The organism is Arcobacter aquimarinus, assembly GCF_013177635.1.
Taxonomy (GTDB): domain Bacteria; phylum Campylobacterota; class Campylobacteria; order Campylobacterales; family Arcobacteraceae; genus Aliarcobacter; species Aliarcobacter aquimarinus.
Genome location: NZ_CP030944.1, coordinates 1,496,916 through 1,513,946, shown reverse-complemented (window position 1 = coordinate 1,513,946; position 17,031 = coordinate 1,496,916). Strand labels below are relative to the sequence as shown.

Sequence of the window (17,031 nt, the reverse complement as noted above, 5' to 3'; positions counted from 1 at the left end):
GAGATTTATGAATTTTTCACAAAATAAACCAAAAGTATATTTTAAAACTTTTGGTTGTAGAACAAATGTATTTGATACTCAAGTTATGATGAGTAATTTAAAAGATTTTGAAGTAACTCAAGATGAATCTTTAGCGGATGTAGTTGTTATAAACTCATGTACAGTTACAAATAGTGCTGATAGCACTGCAAGGGGTTATATAAATGGTTTGAAAAAACTTCCAAAAGACCCAAGAGTTGTTTTTACAGGGTGTGGAGTATGGACAAAAGGGGAAGCACTTTTTAATGAAAATAAAGTTGATTCACTTTTTGGACATTCTGAAAAAGAGAAAATAAATGAGCTTTTATTAAATGAAAATAGATTTTTTAACGCTGGTGATTTAACTCATATTGATGAAACAATCGTTGAAGAGTTTGTTGGTAAAAGTAGGGCATTTATCAAAATTCAAGAGGGATGCGATTTTAGATGTTCATATTGTATTATTCCTTATGTAAGGGGCGATGCAAGAAGTTATAATGAAGATAAAATTTTAGAACAAGTTACAACTTTAGCATCAAATGGTTTTGGTGAATTTATTTTAACTGGAACAAATGTAGGAAGTTATGGAAAAAAACAACATACAAGTTTGGCAAAACTTCTTAAAAAAATGGCATTAATCAAAGGTGTTAGACGTATAAGAATGGGAAGTATTGAACCTATTCAAATCGATGATGAGTTTAAAGAACTTATAAATGAGCCATTTATGGCAAAACATCTTCATATTGCGCTTCAACATACTTCAAAAGAGATGCTAAAAATTATGAATAGAAGAAATAAAGTTTTATCTGATTTAGAACTTTTTGAGTTTTTAAGAGACAACGGATATGCTTTAGGAACAGATTTTATAGTTGGACATCCAGGTGAAACAGCTGAAATTTGGAAAGAAGCTATGGAAAATCTTCATAGATTTCCTTTAACTCATGTTCACGCATTTACCTATTCAAAAAGAGATGGAACACCAAGTGCTACTATGAAACCTGAAATAAAAGGTGATATAGCAAAACAAAGGTATAATGAATTAGTTAGCATAATAGAGCAAAAAAACTTTGATTTTAGAACAGCAAATAAAAAAACTTTAGAAGTTTTAATTGAGCAAGAAAAAAATGGAAAATATATAGGACTTGATCAATTTTTTAATACTGTTGAGATTGATTCAAGTGTTGATTTAGTTGGAGATTGGGTATACTTAGATGAGTATGAAGTAAAGGCAGATAAAAATGTTGCAAGATTCAAATAAAAAGAATATAGATAAAAATCTAAAATTAATGGCAATGTCAGCAATAGTTTTGCTGATATTATTTGTTTATACTATTTATAAAAGTAGTTCACATATTCAAGGAAGTTCTTATTATGTAGGAATTGTTTTTTTATTTATACTCCTTTTTTTAGCTTTAATACTAAAATTTAAAGAGGATAAAGTAAAGGCATTTTTTAATAAAAATAAGAAACAACCAACAGCTTTTGATAATGAACTTATAAAAACAAGGGCTAAAATTTCAAATGAAGATTTAAATTCAAGTATTCAAGCCGTAACTTCAAATATAACCTTTAAAGATGTTGCTGGTATTAAAGAGATAAAAGAAGAGCTTGAAGAGATAGTTGATTTTTTAAATAATCCAAAAAAATATCTTGAATTTGGAGTAAAACTTCCAAAAGGTGTACTTTTAGTTGGACCTCCTGGTGTTGGAAAAACTTTGATAGCACGTGCAGTTGCTGGTGAAGCTGATGTTCCATTTTTTTATCAAAGTGGTGCTAGTTTTGTACATATTTATGTGGGAATGGGTGCTAAAAAAGTTCGAGAACTTTTTGCAAAAGCAAAACAGAGTGCTCCAGCTATTGTGTTTATTGATGAAATTGATGCTGTTGGAAAAGCAAGAAGTGGAAAATCAAATGATGAAAGAGAATCAACGCTAAATGAACTTCTAACTCAAATGGACGGATTTGATGGAGATAGTGGAGTTATTGTAATAGCAGCAACTAATAAAATAGAAGTTTTAGATGATGCACTTTTAAGAGCTGGAAGATTTGATAGACGTGTTCATGTAGGTTTACCAAATATTGAAGATAGAAAAAAAATATTAGAGTTGTATTTAAATGGTAAAAATCATGAGATAAATATAGATAAGTTAGTAAATGAAACAGCAGGATTTAGTTCTGCTTCTTTAGCTACATTAATAAATGAAGCACTTTTATATATGATTAAAACTGGTAAAAAAATACTTGAAAATGAAGATATAGAAATAGCAAAAAATAAACTTGAGTTTGGAAAAAAACAGATAAAAATTTTAGATGATGAACAAAAGGATATTTTAGCTACATATCAAGCTTCAAAAGCATTTATTTCAAAAACAAAAGTAGCACTTCTTGATGAGAGTGTTCAAAAATTAAATTCTACTTTTCCTTCATATTTAGAATTATGTGAAAATATAAGAAGAGATTTAGCAGGTTTTATTGGTGTTGAAGTAATTAAAAAAGAGAAATACGCTGTAAATTCAAATGATTTAGAAAATGCGGAAAATATAGCAAATGAGATTGTAAATAGATATAAAATGGCTACTTCAACTCAAGAGCTTTTATTGGATATTAAAAATGATTTAAGAACTAAAATTTCTTTAAATATAGATGAAATAATTAGATTAAAAGAGATAATGCTAAAAAATGAGGTAATTAATCTTGATGACTTCTAAAAATTTTTTTTCTGGTTTTTGTTTTTTCAATGAATCAGAACTTTTTAATGAATATTTAATAACTAATGATTTTACAATTAGTGGTTTTTCTTATGGTGCTATTAAAGCATTTGAAGAGGCTTTAAATTCTAAAAATAGAGTTGATAGACTTCAACTCTTTTCTCCTGCTTTTTTCCAAAACTTTGATGAAAAGTTTAAAAGAGCTCAATTACATTATTTTAAAAAAGATGAAAATATTTATGTAGAAAATTTTTTGAAAAATGTTATCTACCCAAAAGAGATTGATATTTCAAAATATTTTAAAGTAGGAACAGCACAGGAGTTAGAAGAACTTTTATTTTATGAATGGAGTGAAGAAAAACTTCAAAAATTAGTAGATAAAGGGACAATTATTGAAGTTTATTTGGGAGAAAAAGACAAAATAATAGACTCTTTAAAAGTAAAAGAGTTTTTTAAAAATTTTGCAACTACATACTATATAAAAAATAAAGGACATTTATTATGAGTGAAAAAATAGCAAAAATTGGCATTATAACAGCAAGTGATAGGGCAAGTGCTGGTATTTATGAAGATTTATCAGGGAAAGCTATAATAGATACATTAAATGAATATTTAACATCTCCATGGGAAGCTGTTTATAAATGTATAGCTGATGATAAAGATACTATTGAGCAAACATTAAAAGAGTTAGTTGATATAGAAGAGTGTTGCTTAGTAGTTACAACAGGTGGAACAGGACCTGCTTTAAGAGATGTAACTCCAGAAGCTACAGAAGCTGTATGTGATAGAATGATGCCAGGTTTTGGAGAACTTATGAGAGCAGAGTCTTTAAAATTTGTTCCAACAGCTATTCTTTCACGTCAAACAGCAGGGTTAAGAGGAAGTTCTTTAATAGTAAATCTTCCTGGAAAACCAAAATCTATAAAAGAGTGTTTAGATGCAGTATTCCCTGCAATTCCTTATTGTATAGATTTAATGAATGGACCTTATTTAGAAACTAATGAAGAGGTTATTAAAGCTTTTAGACCTAAAAAATAAAATTTTATAAAGGATATCTTTGAAAAATATATTTATTTCAATTGTTGCATCTATTGGATTTTTTTTCCTTGCAACAATGTTTTTTTCAACACAACATTCGATTTTAATAGCTTTAATAGCTTTACTTGTAATATTGTGGACAAATGAAGCTTTACCTATTGGAGTTGTATCTTTACTTCCCATAGTTTTATTTCCAGCTTTTGGTTTAATTGATGTAAAAACAGCAACTGCAAATTATTCTAATCCAACGATATTTTTGTTTATGGGTGGATTTATGATAGCAATTGCTACGCAAAAAATAGATTTACATAAATACATCTCAAATAAACTTTTAACAATTTTTCCTAAAACTCCAAGGGGAATGATATTTTCTGTGGCATTTACAGGAGCATTGTTAAGTTCTGTTTTATCAAACTCTACAACAGCACTTTTATTAATTCCAATTGCTATATTTTTAACAGAAAACATCAAGTTAAAAGCAAGATTAGCTTTAGCTATTGCTTATGGATGTAGTATAGGAGGAATAATTACTCCAATTGGAACACCACCAAATTTAATATTATTAGGGTTTATGCAACAAAATTCTCTTGAGCCAATTGCATTTATTCAATGGATATTTTTAACAGCTCCTTTAGCTTTTATCATGTTGTTAATAATTCCTTATATCTTATCTTTAGGTTTAAGCGATGTAAAACTTGATAATACCCTTGAGCATAAAGAAGAATTACAACCTGCACAAAGAAGATTGCTTTATATACTTTTGGGTTTAATTATAACTTTATTGGTAAATTCAAAAATTGAGCCTTATTATTCTGGTTTAGGGCTTAATGAAACAGCTATTTTATTAAGTTTTGGACTTTTAATGTTTGTTCCAAAAATTGGATTTATAGAGTGGGAAGATGCAAGAAAAATTCCTTATGAAATAATTTTTTTATTTGGAGCAGGTTTTACAATAGCAGCAGCTTTTTCAAAAACGGGATTAGCAAGTGAGGTTGCAAATTATATGTTAGCTTTAACAAATTTACCTGTAATTATTCTTATTTTAATGATTGCATCACTTATTACTTTCACTACTGAAATTACTTCAAATACAGCTTTAATTTCAATAGCTTTACCTATAATTTATTCATTAGGTCAGGTTGCAAATGTAGATATGACATTGATTTTAATGGTTGCAACTATTTGTGCTTCTTATGCTTTTATGCTTCCAATAGCAACTCCACCAAATGCTATAGCTATGAGTAGTGGAGCTGTTAAAGTAAAGGATATGGCAAAATTTGGATTTTTTATTAATATCTTAGCTATTTTAATGATAACTTTTGTTGCTTTAGTTTATTGGCAATATTTTATCTAAAAGTTTTATCTGATTATTTTAAAGAATAATCAGATAATTTTACAAATTTATAGCCTTCTTTTTTTAGTTTTAAAAGGGCTTTACTCATTCCTTCTTTCGTTTGAGATAAAGGATGATTAAAATGAACGATTATTATATCTCCTTCTTTAGAGTTTAAAATAGACTCTTCTACTTTTTTTGCATTAAATGTAGCTCCTGCATCTCCTAATATTGAAAAACCAATTACTTCATGATTTAATTCATTTGCTATTTTTACAGCTATTTCATCATAATAAGCTGTTCCAGAACGGAAATATTTAGGTCTTTTATTTGTAATAGATTCAATTTTTTTTGCATTTAATTCTATTTCATCAATTAATTCGTTTATATTTTTAGTTCCTTCTAAATTATAGACACTTTTACCATTTACTGAAGCTGGCTTATGTAAAAGTCCATGATTACCTATTTCAAAAAGAGGTTTTTTTGCTAAAGTTTTAAAAATTTCAAGATTTCTATCTATCCATCTTGCATTTATAAATAAAGTTGCAGGAATATTATGTTTTTCTAAAAAATTTATTAATTCTTTATCAAAACCCATACCATGAGGACTTCCACACGCATCCATTGTAATAGCTATCAATTTATCATTTGTTTTAATTTTACTTTTTACTCCTGTCACATTTTCTCCCCACTCTTTGGGTTTTTTATTTTTATACTTTTCATTTAGCTCTTTTTTTAATTGTTCATAATTTTTTGTATCAAAGGAGTTTGAATTTAAAGTTGAAGATAAAAGAAAAAGAAAGATGAAAATTGAGAAAAATTTGTTCATTTCATACCTTTTAGAATATTTAGATTAAAATAATATCCTAAAAAGTAAAATAATTTAAATACATATTCCAACTGGGAAGTTGATTTTTTTTGAACTTTTTTTAATTATTCCTAAAATATAGTCAAAATTTTTCTTTTTACTATTTAAACTAATCTCTATAATAGCGCAAGAAACAGTTAATAATTCAAATTTTCTTTGAACATTAAATCTATCATAACAAGTTATATAACCATTTTCTATATCTTTTTTTTCATAAAGATTTTTTACACTAAGTTTAAACTCTTTTTGTATTTTTAAAGCATATTCATAAACCTCTTCATACTTTAAACAAGAGAAACCTACAAAAAAATCATCTCCTCCAACATGTGCTATAAAAGAGTTTAAAGGAAGATATTTTTGTAATATCTCTGTAAAAATTAATATTGCTCTATCTCCTTGTCTAAAACCATAAGTATCATTAAATGGTTTAAAATCATTGAAATCAAAATATAACATATGAAAAGTATTATCATCTTTTATTAGTTTAAAACTTTTATGAATAAACTCTTCAATTTGATTATTTCCAGGAAGTTTTGAGAGTGGATTTTGATTTTTTGCAATTTCTAAATTTCTTTTATGAGACAAAGACAATAAAGAATTTACATTTATAAAACCTTGATATTTATTGGCATTAGTTACAAAAATACCTTTTGAATCAGTTTCATTCATATTATAAAGTTCTAAAGTTTTATCAATCCCCCATGTTGATTCAACAGATAATGCAGGTTTTATATATTTACAAATATTACTGCAATAAGAGGTGTTTTTTGCTAGAGAAAATCCATATTGAGAATAAGAGATTTTTTTTACATCAACTTCATAAATAACACCTTTTAAATGTTTATAAGTATCAATTATTGGAACAAAAGTATTATATGGATGTTCTTTAAAATATAAAAATAAATCATGTAAAGAGGTATCAATATGTAAAGGTTTGATATCTTCAATAAAAGATTTATCAATAGAATTTTTTGAGTTATCTCTTCTATCTTCTTTTAAAAATTTTATAATATGCTTGTAACTTTCAGTAACCTCATGAGTTAGCAATGTTGGTCTTTGTACTAAAAAACCTTGTATAAAATCAACACCCATATTTTTACAAGTATAATACTCTTCTTTTGTTTCAACACCTTCTGCTACAACTTTCATTCCCATTGTATGTGCCATATCAATTATCGAAGAGCAAAAAAGTTTTTTTTTCGAATCAGTATTTATATTTGTAATGAAAAATCTATCTAATTTAATGATATTTGCTTCACTATAATAGAGCAGTTTTAAACCAGAAATACCTATCCCAAAATCATCAATAGCTATTGAATAACCATCATTTTTGTATTTATATATCATAGAACTTAAAGCATTTTGCTCTATCATAGAGCCTTTTTCACTTAGTTCAAAATAAATGGCATCTTTTTTTAAACCATTCTCTTCCAATATTTTAGCTGTTTGTCCTTGGGGACAATTTTTACTATAGATTATTCTGTTATCTAAATTGTAAAATAGTTTGATATTTTCAATATCAATTTTTTTGAATTTTTTTATAGCTTTTCTTCTTAGTTCTAAATCAACTTGATAAAGTAAGTCATCTTCAAATGCTGTATCAAATAGGTCTTGAATATTGTGAAAATCTGTTGCTATTTCAACATTTCTAAGAAGTGCTTCAACTGCATAAATTTTACCTGTAAAAGTGTGAATTATAGGTTGAAAAGCAAAATCTAACTCTTTTAGGATATCTATCCATTTTTGTAACATTAAATTACCTTTTGATTAATTTTATAAAATTTTTTAATTATATTTTTTCTATTTTATGTTGAAATTATTACAATAAGGTTACAAAGAAAAATTATTTTTTTATATTTGATTTTAGTCATAGGATTTTAATTTTAATTTGATATTATTACAAAATAGTATAAAAATAATAATCTTAACTAATATAGTAAGGAATAAAAATGAATCAAGAATTTAATGAATATTTTAATAGACAAATAAAACTTTGGGGACAAGAAACACAAGATTCACTTCAAAACAAAAAAATAGCAATTATTGGAAGTGGTGGATTAGGATGTACTTTAGGAATTGCTTTAGGAGCTTCTGGAATAGGGGAGTTTTCTTTTGTTGATTTTGATACAGTTGGAGTTCATAATATCCATCGACAAATTGGTTTTAAAGTAGGTGATGATGGAAAATACAAAGCTGAAGTTTTAAAAGATTTGATGGAATCAAGATGCCCTTATGTTAAAGTAAATGCTTATAAAGAGAGTTTTGATGAGTTTGCTAAAAGAGGATTAACTTTTGATTTAATCATAGATGCAACTGATAATCTTCCAACACGAGCAGCAATAAATGAGTATTGTATGAAACATAATCAACCTTGGATTTATGGAAGTGTTGAAGAGTTTCACGGTCAAGTTTGTTTTTTTGAAAAAGCTTCTTATGAAGCTGTTTTTCAGATAAATGATAGAAAACCAAATGGAATAGCTTGTCCTATTGTTATGCATATAGGTTCTTTACAAGCAAATTTAGCTTTGAGATATTTAGCAGGTTTAGAAGTAAAAAAAGATGTTTTATATTATCTATCATTTGATAGTGAAGGTATTTTAAATACAAAAAAATTTAATCTTCCAAAAGCATAAATCAAAGTGCTAGAAATAGATAGTTTAATAGCTTTTTTTACAGCTTCTATTTTATTAGCTTTAATTCCAGGACCTGATAATATATATGTTTTAACTCAATCTATCATGCAAGGTAAAAAAGCAGCCTTCATGATAATTTTGGGTTTGTGTACTGGTCTTTTATTTCATACTTTAATGGTTGTAATAGGAGTTTCTGTAATTTTTCAAACTTCATTATTTGCCTTTACAATACTTAAAATAATAGGTGCAATATATCTTTTATACCTTGCTTGGCAACTTTTTATAAGTTCAAAGTCTGAGTTAAAATTTAATAAAAATATTTTAGTAGACTATAAAAAACTCTATTTAAAAGGTATTTTTATGAATATTACAAATCCTAAAGTTTTTATTTTCTTTTTAGCTTTTTTCCCTCAATTTACAGATGAAAAGATAGGAAATATTAATTTACAGATATTAATTTTAGGATTACTTTTTATATTTTCAACAATTTTAATTTTTGGTTTAATAGCTATTTTTTCTTCAAATTTATCTAAATTTTTCACTAATTCTATTTTGGCTCAAAAAATCTTAAATAGATTAACAAGTTTTATATTTTTAGCACTTGCTATAAAACTTCTGATTACAAAACAGTAATATATAACCGAATTTTAAGCGCTTTTTAGATACACTATTCAAATTTTATAAAATAAATATGGGGAATTTTTATGCCAAAAAGAGAAGATATAAAGTCTATTTTACTTATTGGTTCTGGACCAATTGTAATTGGTCAAGCGTGTGAGTTTGATTATTCAGGTACTCAAGCTACAAAAACGCTAAAAGAACTAGGATACCGAGTTGTTTTAATAAATTCAAATCCAGCTACAATCATGACAGATCCAGAATTTGCTGATAAAACTTATATTGAACCAATCACAGAAGAAGTTGTTGCTAAGATTATTGAAAAAGAAAAAATAGATGCTATTTTACCAACTATGGGTGGACAAACGGCTCTTAATGTTGCCACATCTATGTATGAAAAAGGTATGCTAGAAGGTGTAAAATTCCTTGGAGCTCATCCTGATGCTATTAAAAAAGGTGAAGATAGACATCTTTTTAATGAGGCGATGATAAAAATTGGTATGGATTTACCAAAAAGTGCAAATGCTTATAATTTAGAAGAAGCTATAAAAGTAGCTAAAGAGATAGGATTTCCAGTAATTTCAAGAGCTTCATTTACACTTGCAGGTGGTGGAAGTGGTGTTGCTTATAATATGGAAGAGTTTAAAGTTCTAGCAGCAGCAGGATTAGAGGCTAGTCCAATCAACGAAATCGAAATTATGGAATCGATGCTTGGATGGAAAGAGTATGAAATGGAAGTTATCAGAGACCACAAAGATAACTGTATTATTGTATGTTCTATTGAAAACTTAGACCCTATGGGTGTTCATACAGGAGATAGTATCACAATAGCACCAGCTTTAACTCTTACAGATAAAGAGTACCAAGATATGAGAAATGCTTCTTTTGCAATTCTTAGAGAAATTGGAGTTGATACAGGTGGTTCAAATGTTCAATTCTCAATTTGTCCAAATACTGGAAGAATGATAGTAATTGAAATGAATCCAAGAGTTAGTAGAAGTTCAGCGCTTGCTTCAAAAGCAACTGGTTATCCAATTGCAAAAGTTGCTACACTTTTAGCAGTTGGATTTACATTAGATGAAATTACAAATGATATTACAGGAACTGCTGCTTCATTTGAACCTGTAATTGACTATGTTGTTACAAAAATTCCTAGATTTACTTTTGAAAAATTCCCTAAAGCTAACTCAACTTTAACAACTTCTATGAAATCTGTTGGTGAAGTTATGGCAATTGGAAGAACATTTAATGAATCAATTCAAAAAGCACTTTGTTCTCTTGAAACAGGACTTGTAGGTTTTGATAGAATAGCTGGAGATTTAGATTTAATCAAAAAAGAGATTAGAAGACCAAATGATAAAAGACTTTTATATCTAATGGAAGGTATGAGACAAGGTTTAACAAATGAAGATATTTTTGAATTATCAAAAATTGATCCTTGGTTCTTATCTAAATTTAGAGAAATTTATAATTTAGAAACTTCAATCAATGAGTCTATTTTAACTGATGAAATTTTTATGAGAAAAATCAAAACAAATGGATTTAGTGATAAGATGATATCAAATCTAATTGGAAAAACAGAAAATGAAGTTTATGAAGCTAGAAAAGCTTTAGGAGTAGATTTTGAGTATAATGAAGTAGATACTTGTGCTGCTGAATTTAAAGCTTTAACGCCATACTTATATTCAACTACAAATATTACAAAATTACCAAAAGTTACGAAAAGTGAAGCAACTAACAAAAAAGTTATGATTATTGGTGGAGGACCAAATAGAATTGGTCAAGGTATTGAGTTTGATTATTGTTGTGTACATGCAAGTTTTGCTTTAAATGAAATGGGAGTAACAACTATCATGTATAACTGTAACCCTGAAACAGTTTCAACAGACTATGATACATCAGATATTTTATATTTTGAACCAATTGATTTTGAACACGTAAGAAGTGTAATTGAGCAAGAAAAGCCAGATGGAATTATTGTTCATTTTGGTGGACAAACTCCATTGAAACTTGCAAATGCAATTCATAATTTTGGTGGAAAAATTATAGGAACAAGTGCAGCAACTATTGATTTAGCTGAAGATAGAAAAAAATTCTCTGCTTTTGTTGAAAATATTGGATTATTACAACCTGAAAATGGAACAGCAGTTGAAGTGAATGAAGCAATAGAAATTGCTGAAAAAATAGGTTATCCAGTTTTAGTAAGACCTTCATTTGTACTTGGTGGAAGAGGAATGAGAATTGTTTATTCAACTGAAGAGTTAAAACAATATATGGATGAAGCAGTTTCAGTTTCAAATGATGCACCTGTATTAATTGATAAATTCCTAGATAGAGCAATTGAACTTGATGTTGATTGTATTTGTGATGGAAAAGAGGTTTATATTGGTGGAATTATGCAACATATTGAAGAAGCTGGTATTCACTCAGGAGATTCAGCTTGTTCTTTACCACCTGTTTCAATAGAAGATAGATTAATTAAAGAGTTAGAAACAAAAACAAAAGAGATGGCTTTAGGTTTAGGTGTAGTTGGACTTATGAATGTTCAATATGCAATTCACAAAGGTCAAATTTATTTGATTGAAGTAAATCCAAGAGCTTCTAGAACAGTTCCATTTGTATCAAAAGCAACAGGAATGCCGTTAGCTAAAATAGCTACAAGAGTTATGTGGAATCAATCTTTAAGAGATGCTTTAAATGTATATGATAAAAATATTGTTTTTGAAGATAATGGTGTATTAAAGCCAAGATTAAAAAATCATGTTGCTGTTAAAGAAGCAGTTTTCCCATTTAATAAATTAACGGGTGCTGATTTACTTTTAAGTCCAGAAATGAAATCAACTGGTGAAGTTATGGGGATTTCAAATTCTTTTGGTATGGCATTTGCAAAATCTCAAAGTGCTGCTAAAAACCATCTTCCAAAAGCTGGAAAAGTATTTATTTCATTATGTGATTTAGATAAAGAGTTTGCTCCTAGTATTGCAAAAGGTTTAACTCAAAATGGCTTTACTATAGTTGCAACTGGTGGTACTTATAACACAATAATTCAAGCAGGAATTGAATGTGAAAAAGTATTAAAAGTTAGTGAAGGTAGACCAAATATTACAGATTTACTTACAAATGGTGATATTTCAATGGCTATTAATACAAGTGAAGCAAAAGAATCATCAAAAGATGATGGGAAAGAGATAAGAAGAACTGTTCTAAAAAATAATGTTCCGTATTTTACAACAGTAGCTGCAGCAATTGCAGCTGTTGAAGCAATAAAAGTTTTAAAAACAGCTGATGTTTCAACACCAAAATCAATTCAAGAGTTTTTAAACGACTAATGGATTCAAATCTAATTTATCTTGTTCAAACAGATACAACAGTGGGTTTCTCATCATCAAGTGATGAGAAACTATCTTTATTAAAACAAAGACCTCAAACAAAAAAAATTTTAAATACAGTTGATTCATTTTGTACATTAAATAAAAATACAAGAGTTCCAAAAAATTTTAGAAAAAAAGTAAGAAATAGTACAAGAACTACATTTATTTATCCAAATGGACACTCTTTTAGAGTAGTAGATAAGAATTCAGATTTTTACAATTTTATTTATAAATTTGGTGTTTTGTATTCTACTTCTGCAAATAAAACCACTGAAAAGTTTGAAAGAGACTTTGCACAAAATGGAGCAGAGATAATTGTAGAAGATAATAGAGGTTTTTATGAAACAAAAGCATCAACTATAATAAAATTATCAAAAAAACGAAGCTTAAAGTTACGATAATACAGAAGTTTTAAGCAAAAACAAACACAAACTAAAATATAATATTCCTCTTAAATTTGACCCTGTCGTCTAGTGGCCAAGGACGTTAGGATTTCCTCCTAAACACGCAAGTTCGAATCTTGCTGGGGTCGCCATATTTTTTAAGATTTTTTAACTATAACCATATCTAAAGATGTTTTTTGAACAACTAATGCTTTTGTATCTGGAACAACTGATAAACTATTTATACTTTTTATTTTATTTTTGTAAACAAAAATATCTTTTTCTAATTCTTCTATTTTTTTATTTAGTTGTAATATTATGTCTACACCAGCCAAATTCACTCCTAATTCTCTAGTTAGAGTTAAAACATATTTAATATTATCAATATCTTTTTGAGAATAGAGTCTTATTTTTCCATTTGTTCGTGAAGGTTTAATCAGTCCTTCTCTTTCATATTGTCTTAGTGTTTGGGGATGAATATTTAAAATCTCAGCAACTGCTGAGATTAGATATACGGGTTCAATGTAACTATTTGTTTCCATATTAATAACCTTTTATTTTTCAGGAAGTTTTGTTTCAAGTATTTTTACAAAATCTTCATCTAAATCTTCAATCTTAGGTAAAATAATATTTGCTTTCAAATATAAATCACCTTTTATTCCAGATTTTCTATTTAAAACACCTAGTTCTTTAACTCTAAATTTTTGATTTTGTTTTGTATTTTGTGGGATTTTTAGAGTTATATCTTTATGAATCGTTTTAATTTCAATTTTTCCACCAAATAAAGCTATTTTCAAAGGAACATCAAAATATTTAGTTAATGTATCATTTTCTCTTGTATATTCAGGACTTTGAGCTATATTAATTTTTAAAATCAAATCACCTTTTTGTCCTTGATAAGATTTTCCTTTTCCTTTTGCTCTAATTTTTTGACCATCTTCTATTCCTTCAGGAATTTTTACATCAAAAGAATCATTGTTTAAACTAATATGTTGTTTTCCTCCAAGAACAGCTACATCAAAAGGAATAGTTATTTGAGCATTTGTATCTAAGTCAGGTTCACTAAACCCTCCAAATCCACCAAAACCTCCTTGAGAGAAACCAGAACGTCCAAATCCTCCACTTTGTCCAAACATTTGTCTTAGAATTTCATCTAAGTCTACATTTGAACCTTGATTTCTTGCAAAATCATGAAAATTTTGACCACCAAACATAGAATCTCCATATTGGTCATATTGTTGTTTTTTTTCTGGATTACTTAAAACTTCGTATGCAGCGTTTATTTCTTTGAATTTTTCTTCTGCCTTTGGATCTTTATTTACATCAGGATGATATTTCCTTGCTAATTTTCTATAAGCTTTTTTTATCTCATCTGCTGATGCATTTTCATTTATTTCTAATGTTTCATATAAACTTTTTGCCATTTTAAATCCTATTTGTATTTATATAATTTTTAAATTTTTAAAAATAAAATTATATCAAAAGGTTGAGTCTATGTCAATCAAGTATGACTTGCTAAGATAATTTTAAATGCAGCTCCTGTATAGAGTTTATCCTCGTAAGTAAAGGTTTCATTTAAAACGGTTATTTTACCCTTCATACTTGTTTTTATAATTTTATGAGTCATATAAAGACCTAAACCTGTTCCTTGGAATTTATGTTTAGTTGTAAAATATGGCTCAAATATCTTATTTATAATATTTTTGTCTATACCACCTGCATTATCAACTATTGATATAATAATTTTGTTATTTTCCTGTTTTGTAGATATTCTTATTAATCTTAATTCATCTTGAGATAAATTTAAACTAATTGCATCACTTGCATTATTTAGTATGTTTATAAAAGCTTGACTAAATTCATTAGAATAATTATATAAGTATATGTCATTATCTAAATCTAATTGGATTTTTATTTTATTTTCATTTAGTATAGTTTCAATTAAAGAGATATTATTTTGAATATTTTGAGATAAATTAAATAAAGATTTTTCTTTGTCTTCTTTTAAGAAATCTTTGAATACATCAATTGTATTAGATAGATGTTCAGTTGTATCTGAAATAAGTTTTAAAGCATCAATTAAAACTTTATCCGTTAATAAACCTATCTCTTTTTTTAACTTTGTACTTGAAGCAGTTATCGAAATAATATTTAAAGGTTGTCTCCATTGATGAGCAATATTACCAATCATTTCTCCCATAGCAGCAAGTTTTGATTGTTCTGCTAATAGAGTTTCTTTTCTTTTTATATCACTTATATCTACAATTGTTAATATTTTAAAGGTTTGAGATTTAAAAGTATTATCTTTTATATTAATTAATGCTTTAAAAGAAGCTCCATCTTCTTTATGAATAGTTGTTTCAAAGGGTTTATCACTTGTTTTTTCTAAAATATTTTTATTATTTATAATTTGCTCAAAATTTTTATCTAAAAGAGATTTTTTTGAAGAGAATGAAAATAAATCAATAGCAACTTGATTACAATCTATAATTTTATTATCTTTAAATACTATAATTGCTTCCATAGTTGTATCAAATAAAAGTTTTAATTCTTCATTTTTTTCTTCAACTTTCTCTTTTACTTCATTTAACTTAAAATTTATTTCTGATAACAAAGTTACATCATAAACATAAATAATAACTAATTCATTTTCTAAATCAAGAGGAGTTATTGTGATACTTTGTTGCATATTATCAAAAACTTTATCAGCAACTTTTCCAAGTTCTATATCTACAAGAAATTTACTAATTTGTGGAGTATAGAAAGTTGAAGAGTTTAGTTTTAAAGCAGTAGTAATTTTTCTTACTAATTTTTTCTCATCAATATTTGGGTAAAAATTTAATAGATTATTTCCAACAATATCACTAGAATTAATGCCTGTTCTAATTTCTAGCCATTTATTCCAAAATTGTACCTCTAAATTTTTGTTGATTAATATAATTCCATTATCTACAGTATTACATATAATATCAAATTTGTTATTATCTAGTTTCAAAGTTCATCCAATATTTTATTTAATTTTTCTTTTATATACAAAATAGAGTTATCAGTTGTAAAAATAAATAGTTCAGCATGAATATTTAAATCTTCAAAATTTAGTTGAGTAGAAATTATAATAACCTTTTCATATTTAGTAATAAATAGATTATTTAATTCGTTTATTGATGTTAAACTTTTTATTATTGGTGCAGAAAAAGATACATTTGTATCAATATCTTCTGCTAATTTACTAATAGTTGAAGAAGATAGTATATTTGTAATTTCTAAAACAATATCACAAATCTCTTCATCATTTATTTCATCTTCTTCAAGACCAAATTTAAAAGCAATATTTTTAGCAGATTTTTTATTTATTACAAACATATTCTCACCGCTAATCGTTCCATTTATTTGTTGTAAAGAGACTAAATGTTCTTCATTTAGATTTAACTCTTTTGCCAAATACGGTTTTAGTTCAATTGCATCAATTATTTGTATTTTAGGAATAGATAGTTTCGCAAATGAATTTAAAATTTCAGTAATAGCAGCTGTTGCACTTCCATACGCAATATTCATCAATTCTTGTAAACAATCTTTTTCATCTTCTGTTAAATTAATATTAGATTTCATTATTTTCCGACTCTTCTATTTTTTTTAGTATTTGTTGCATTTTTTGTGTATCAACAGGTTTTTTAATAAAATTAAAAGCTCCAAGAGCTAAAACTCTATCCATTGAAAGTTTTTGTATATCTGCTGAAATAATTATAACTCTTGCTTTTTCATCAAATTGTTTAATTTTTTCTAAAGCTTCAAAGCCGTCCATAACAGGCATCGTTAAGTCTAAAAAGACAATTTTAGGTAGATGTTGTTTATATAAATCTAAAGCTTCAAGACCATTTTGTGCTTCGATAATTTCTAACTCATTAGAAGAAGACTCTTTTAAAGTCTTAATAACCATTTTTCTTGCCATTTTAGAATCATCAGTAACTAGAATCTTCATAAAGTATTTCCTATTTTCTATTTAAGAATAATTTTATCTTATTTTATATAAGAATTACTTTTATTTAATAGGGAATATACTA

The 17,031-nt window shown here is 26.9% G+C and carries 16 protein-coding genes and 1 tRNA gene; 10 read left to right on the top strand and 7 right to left on the bottom strand.

Going from position 1 to position 17,031, the window contains the following annotated elements; translation table 11 throughout:
* Positions 1–7 precede the first annotated feature (7 nt).
* Genes mtaB through AAQM_RS07595 form a run of 5 tightly spaced genes read left to right on the top strand, consistent with a single transcriptional unit; the run spans position 8 to position 5,118 of the window.
* Positions 8–1,276, top strand: a complete 1,269-nt coding sequence (mtaB, locus tag AAQM_RS07615) for a tRNA (N(6)-L-threonylcarbamoyladenosine(37)-C(2))-methylthiotransferase MtaB (RefSeq protein ID WP_129094919.1) — start codon at positions 8–10, stop codon at positions 1,274–1,276.
* Complete coding sequence (locus tag AAQM_RS07610; protein ID WP_129094920.1) at positions 1,257–2,726, top strand: AAA family ATPase; 1,470 nt, start codon at positions 1,257–1,259, stop codon at positions 2,724–2,726. Before mtaB ends, AAQM_RS07610 begins: the two co-directional genes overlap by 20 nt.
* Complete coding sequence (gene bioV / locus AAQM_RS07605; RefSeq protein WP_171920692.1) at positions 2,716–3,231, top strand: pimelyl-ACP methyl ester esterase BioV; 516 nt, start codon at positions 2,716–2,718, stop codon at positions 3,229–3,231. The genes AAQM_RS07610 and bioV overlap by 11 nt, the downstream gene beginning before the upstream one ends.
* Positions 3,228–3,764 (top strand): molybdopterin adenylyltransferase, encoded by a 537-nt coding sequence (mog, locus tag AAQM_RS07600; RefSeq protein ID WP_128986106.1) that lies wholly within the window; start codon positions 3,228–3,230, stop codon positions 3,762–3,764. Before bioV ends, mog begins: the two co-directional genes overlap by 4 nt.
* Positions 3,765–3,783: 19 nt before the next feature.
* Positions 3,784–5,118 (top strand): SLC13 family permease, encoded by a 1,335-nt coding sequence (locus AAQM_RS07595; protein ID WP_129094922.1) that lies wholly within the window; start codon positions 3,784–3,786, stop codon positions 5,116–5,118.
* A 13-nt stretch (positions 5,119–5,131) separates the two neighbouring features.
* On the opposite strand, the gene AAQM_RS07590 is transcribed toward AAQM_RS07595, so the two are convergent.
* Positions 5,132–5,926 (bottom strand): polysaccharide deacetylase family protein, encoded by a 795-nt coding sequence (locus AAQM_RS07590; protein WP_129094923.1) that lies wholly within the window; start codon positions 5,924–5,926, stop codon positions 5,132–5,134.
* 54 nt (positions 5,927–5,980) lie between these two features.
* Positions 5,981–7,717, bottom strand: coding sequence for a GGDEF domain-containing protein (locus AAQM_RS07585; RefSeq protein WP_129094924.1), 1,737 nt, complete (start codon positions 7,715–7,717; stop codon positions 5,981–5,983).
* 197 nt (positions 7,718–7,914) lie between these two features.
* On the opposite strand from AAQM_RS07585, the gene AAQM_RS07580 reads away from it, so the two are divergent.
* The 5 genes from AAQM_RS07580 to AAQM_RS07560 all read left to right on the top strand — a co-directional run bounded on the left by AAQM_RS07580 (position 7,915) and on the right by AAQM_RS07560 (position 13,122).
* A complete protein-coding gene (locus tag AAQM_RS07580) occupies positions 7,915–8,598 on the top strand; it encodes a HesA/MoeB/ThiF family protein (protein WP_129013881.1) in 684 nt (227 codons plus the stop codon).
* Between the two features lie 6 nt (positions 8,599–8,604).
* A complete protein-coding gene (locus AAQM_RS07575) occupies positions 8,605–9,231 on the top strand; it encodes a LysE family translocator (RefSeq protein ID WP_129094925.1) in 627 nt (208 codons plus the stop codon).
* A gap of 71 nt (positions 9,232–9,302) precedes the next feature.
* Entirely contained in the window at positions 9,303–12,545 is a 3,243-nt protein-coding gene (gene carB, locus AAQM_RS07570) for a carbamoyl-phosphate synthase large subunit (protein ID WP_129094926.1), read from the top strand.
* Entirely contained in the window at positions 12,545–12,988 is a 444-nt protein-coding gene (locus tag AAQM_RS07565; protein ID WP_129094927.1) for a Sua5 YciO YrdC YwlC family protein, read from the top strand. The genes carB and AAQM_RS07565 overlap by 1 nt, the downstream gene beginning before the upstream one ends.
* 58 nt (positions 12,989–13,046) lie before the next feature.
* Positions 13,047–13,122 (top strand) — tRNA-Glu (locus AAQM_RS07560).
* A 6-nt stretch (positions 13,123–13,128) separates the two neighbouring features.
* Here the strand turns inward: AAQM_RS07560 and AAQM_RS07555 are convergent.
* From AAQM_RS07555 to AAQM_RS07535, 5 genes are all read right to left on the bottom strand, one after another.
* Positions 13,129–13,512, bottom strand: coding sequence for a heat shock protein transcriptional repressor HspR (locus tag AAQM_RS07555; RefSeq protein WP_128985710.1), 384 nt, complete (start codon positions 13,510–13,512; stop codon positions 13,129–13,131).
* Positions 13,513–13,524: 12 nt separating this feature from the next.
* Complete coding sequence (locus AAQM_RS07550; protein ID WP_129094928.1) at positions 13,525–14,394, bottom strand: DnaJ C-terminal domain-containing protein; 870 nt, start codon at positions 14,392–14,394, stop codon at positions 13,525–13,527.
* A gap of 77 nt (positions 14,395–14,471) precedes the next feature.
* The gene (locus AAQM_RS07545; RefSeq protein WP_129094929.1) at positions 14,472–15,965 is read right to left on the bottom strand and encodes an ATP-binding protein; all 1,494 of its coding nucleotides are present in this window, start codon (positions 15,963–15,965) and stop codon (positions 14,472–14,474) included.
* On the bottom strand, positions 15,962–16,579 hold the full coding sequence (locus tag AAQM_RS07540; RefSeq protein ID WP_129094930.1) for a chemotaxis protein CheX: 618 nt from the start codon (positions 16,577–16,579) through the stop codon (positions 15,962–15,964). Before AAQM_RS07540 ends, AAQM_RS07545 begins: the two co-directional genes overlap by 4 nt.
* Positions 16,569–16,949: a response regulator gene (locus AAQM_RS07535; protein ID WP_129094931.1), complete on the bottom strand. Its 381-nt coding sequence runs from the start codon at positions 16,947–16,949 to the stop codon at positions 16,569–16,571. The genes AAQM_RS07540 and AAQM_RS07535 overlap by 11 nt, the downstream gene beginning before the upstream one ends.
* Positions 16,950–17,031: the final 82 nt, after the last annotated feature.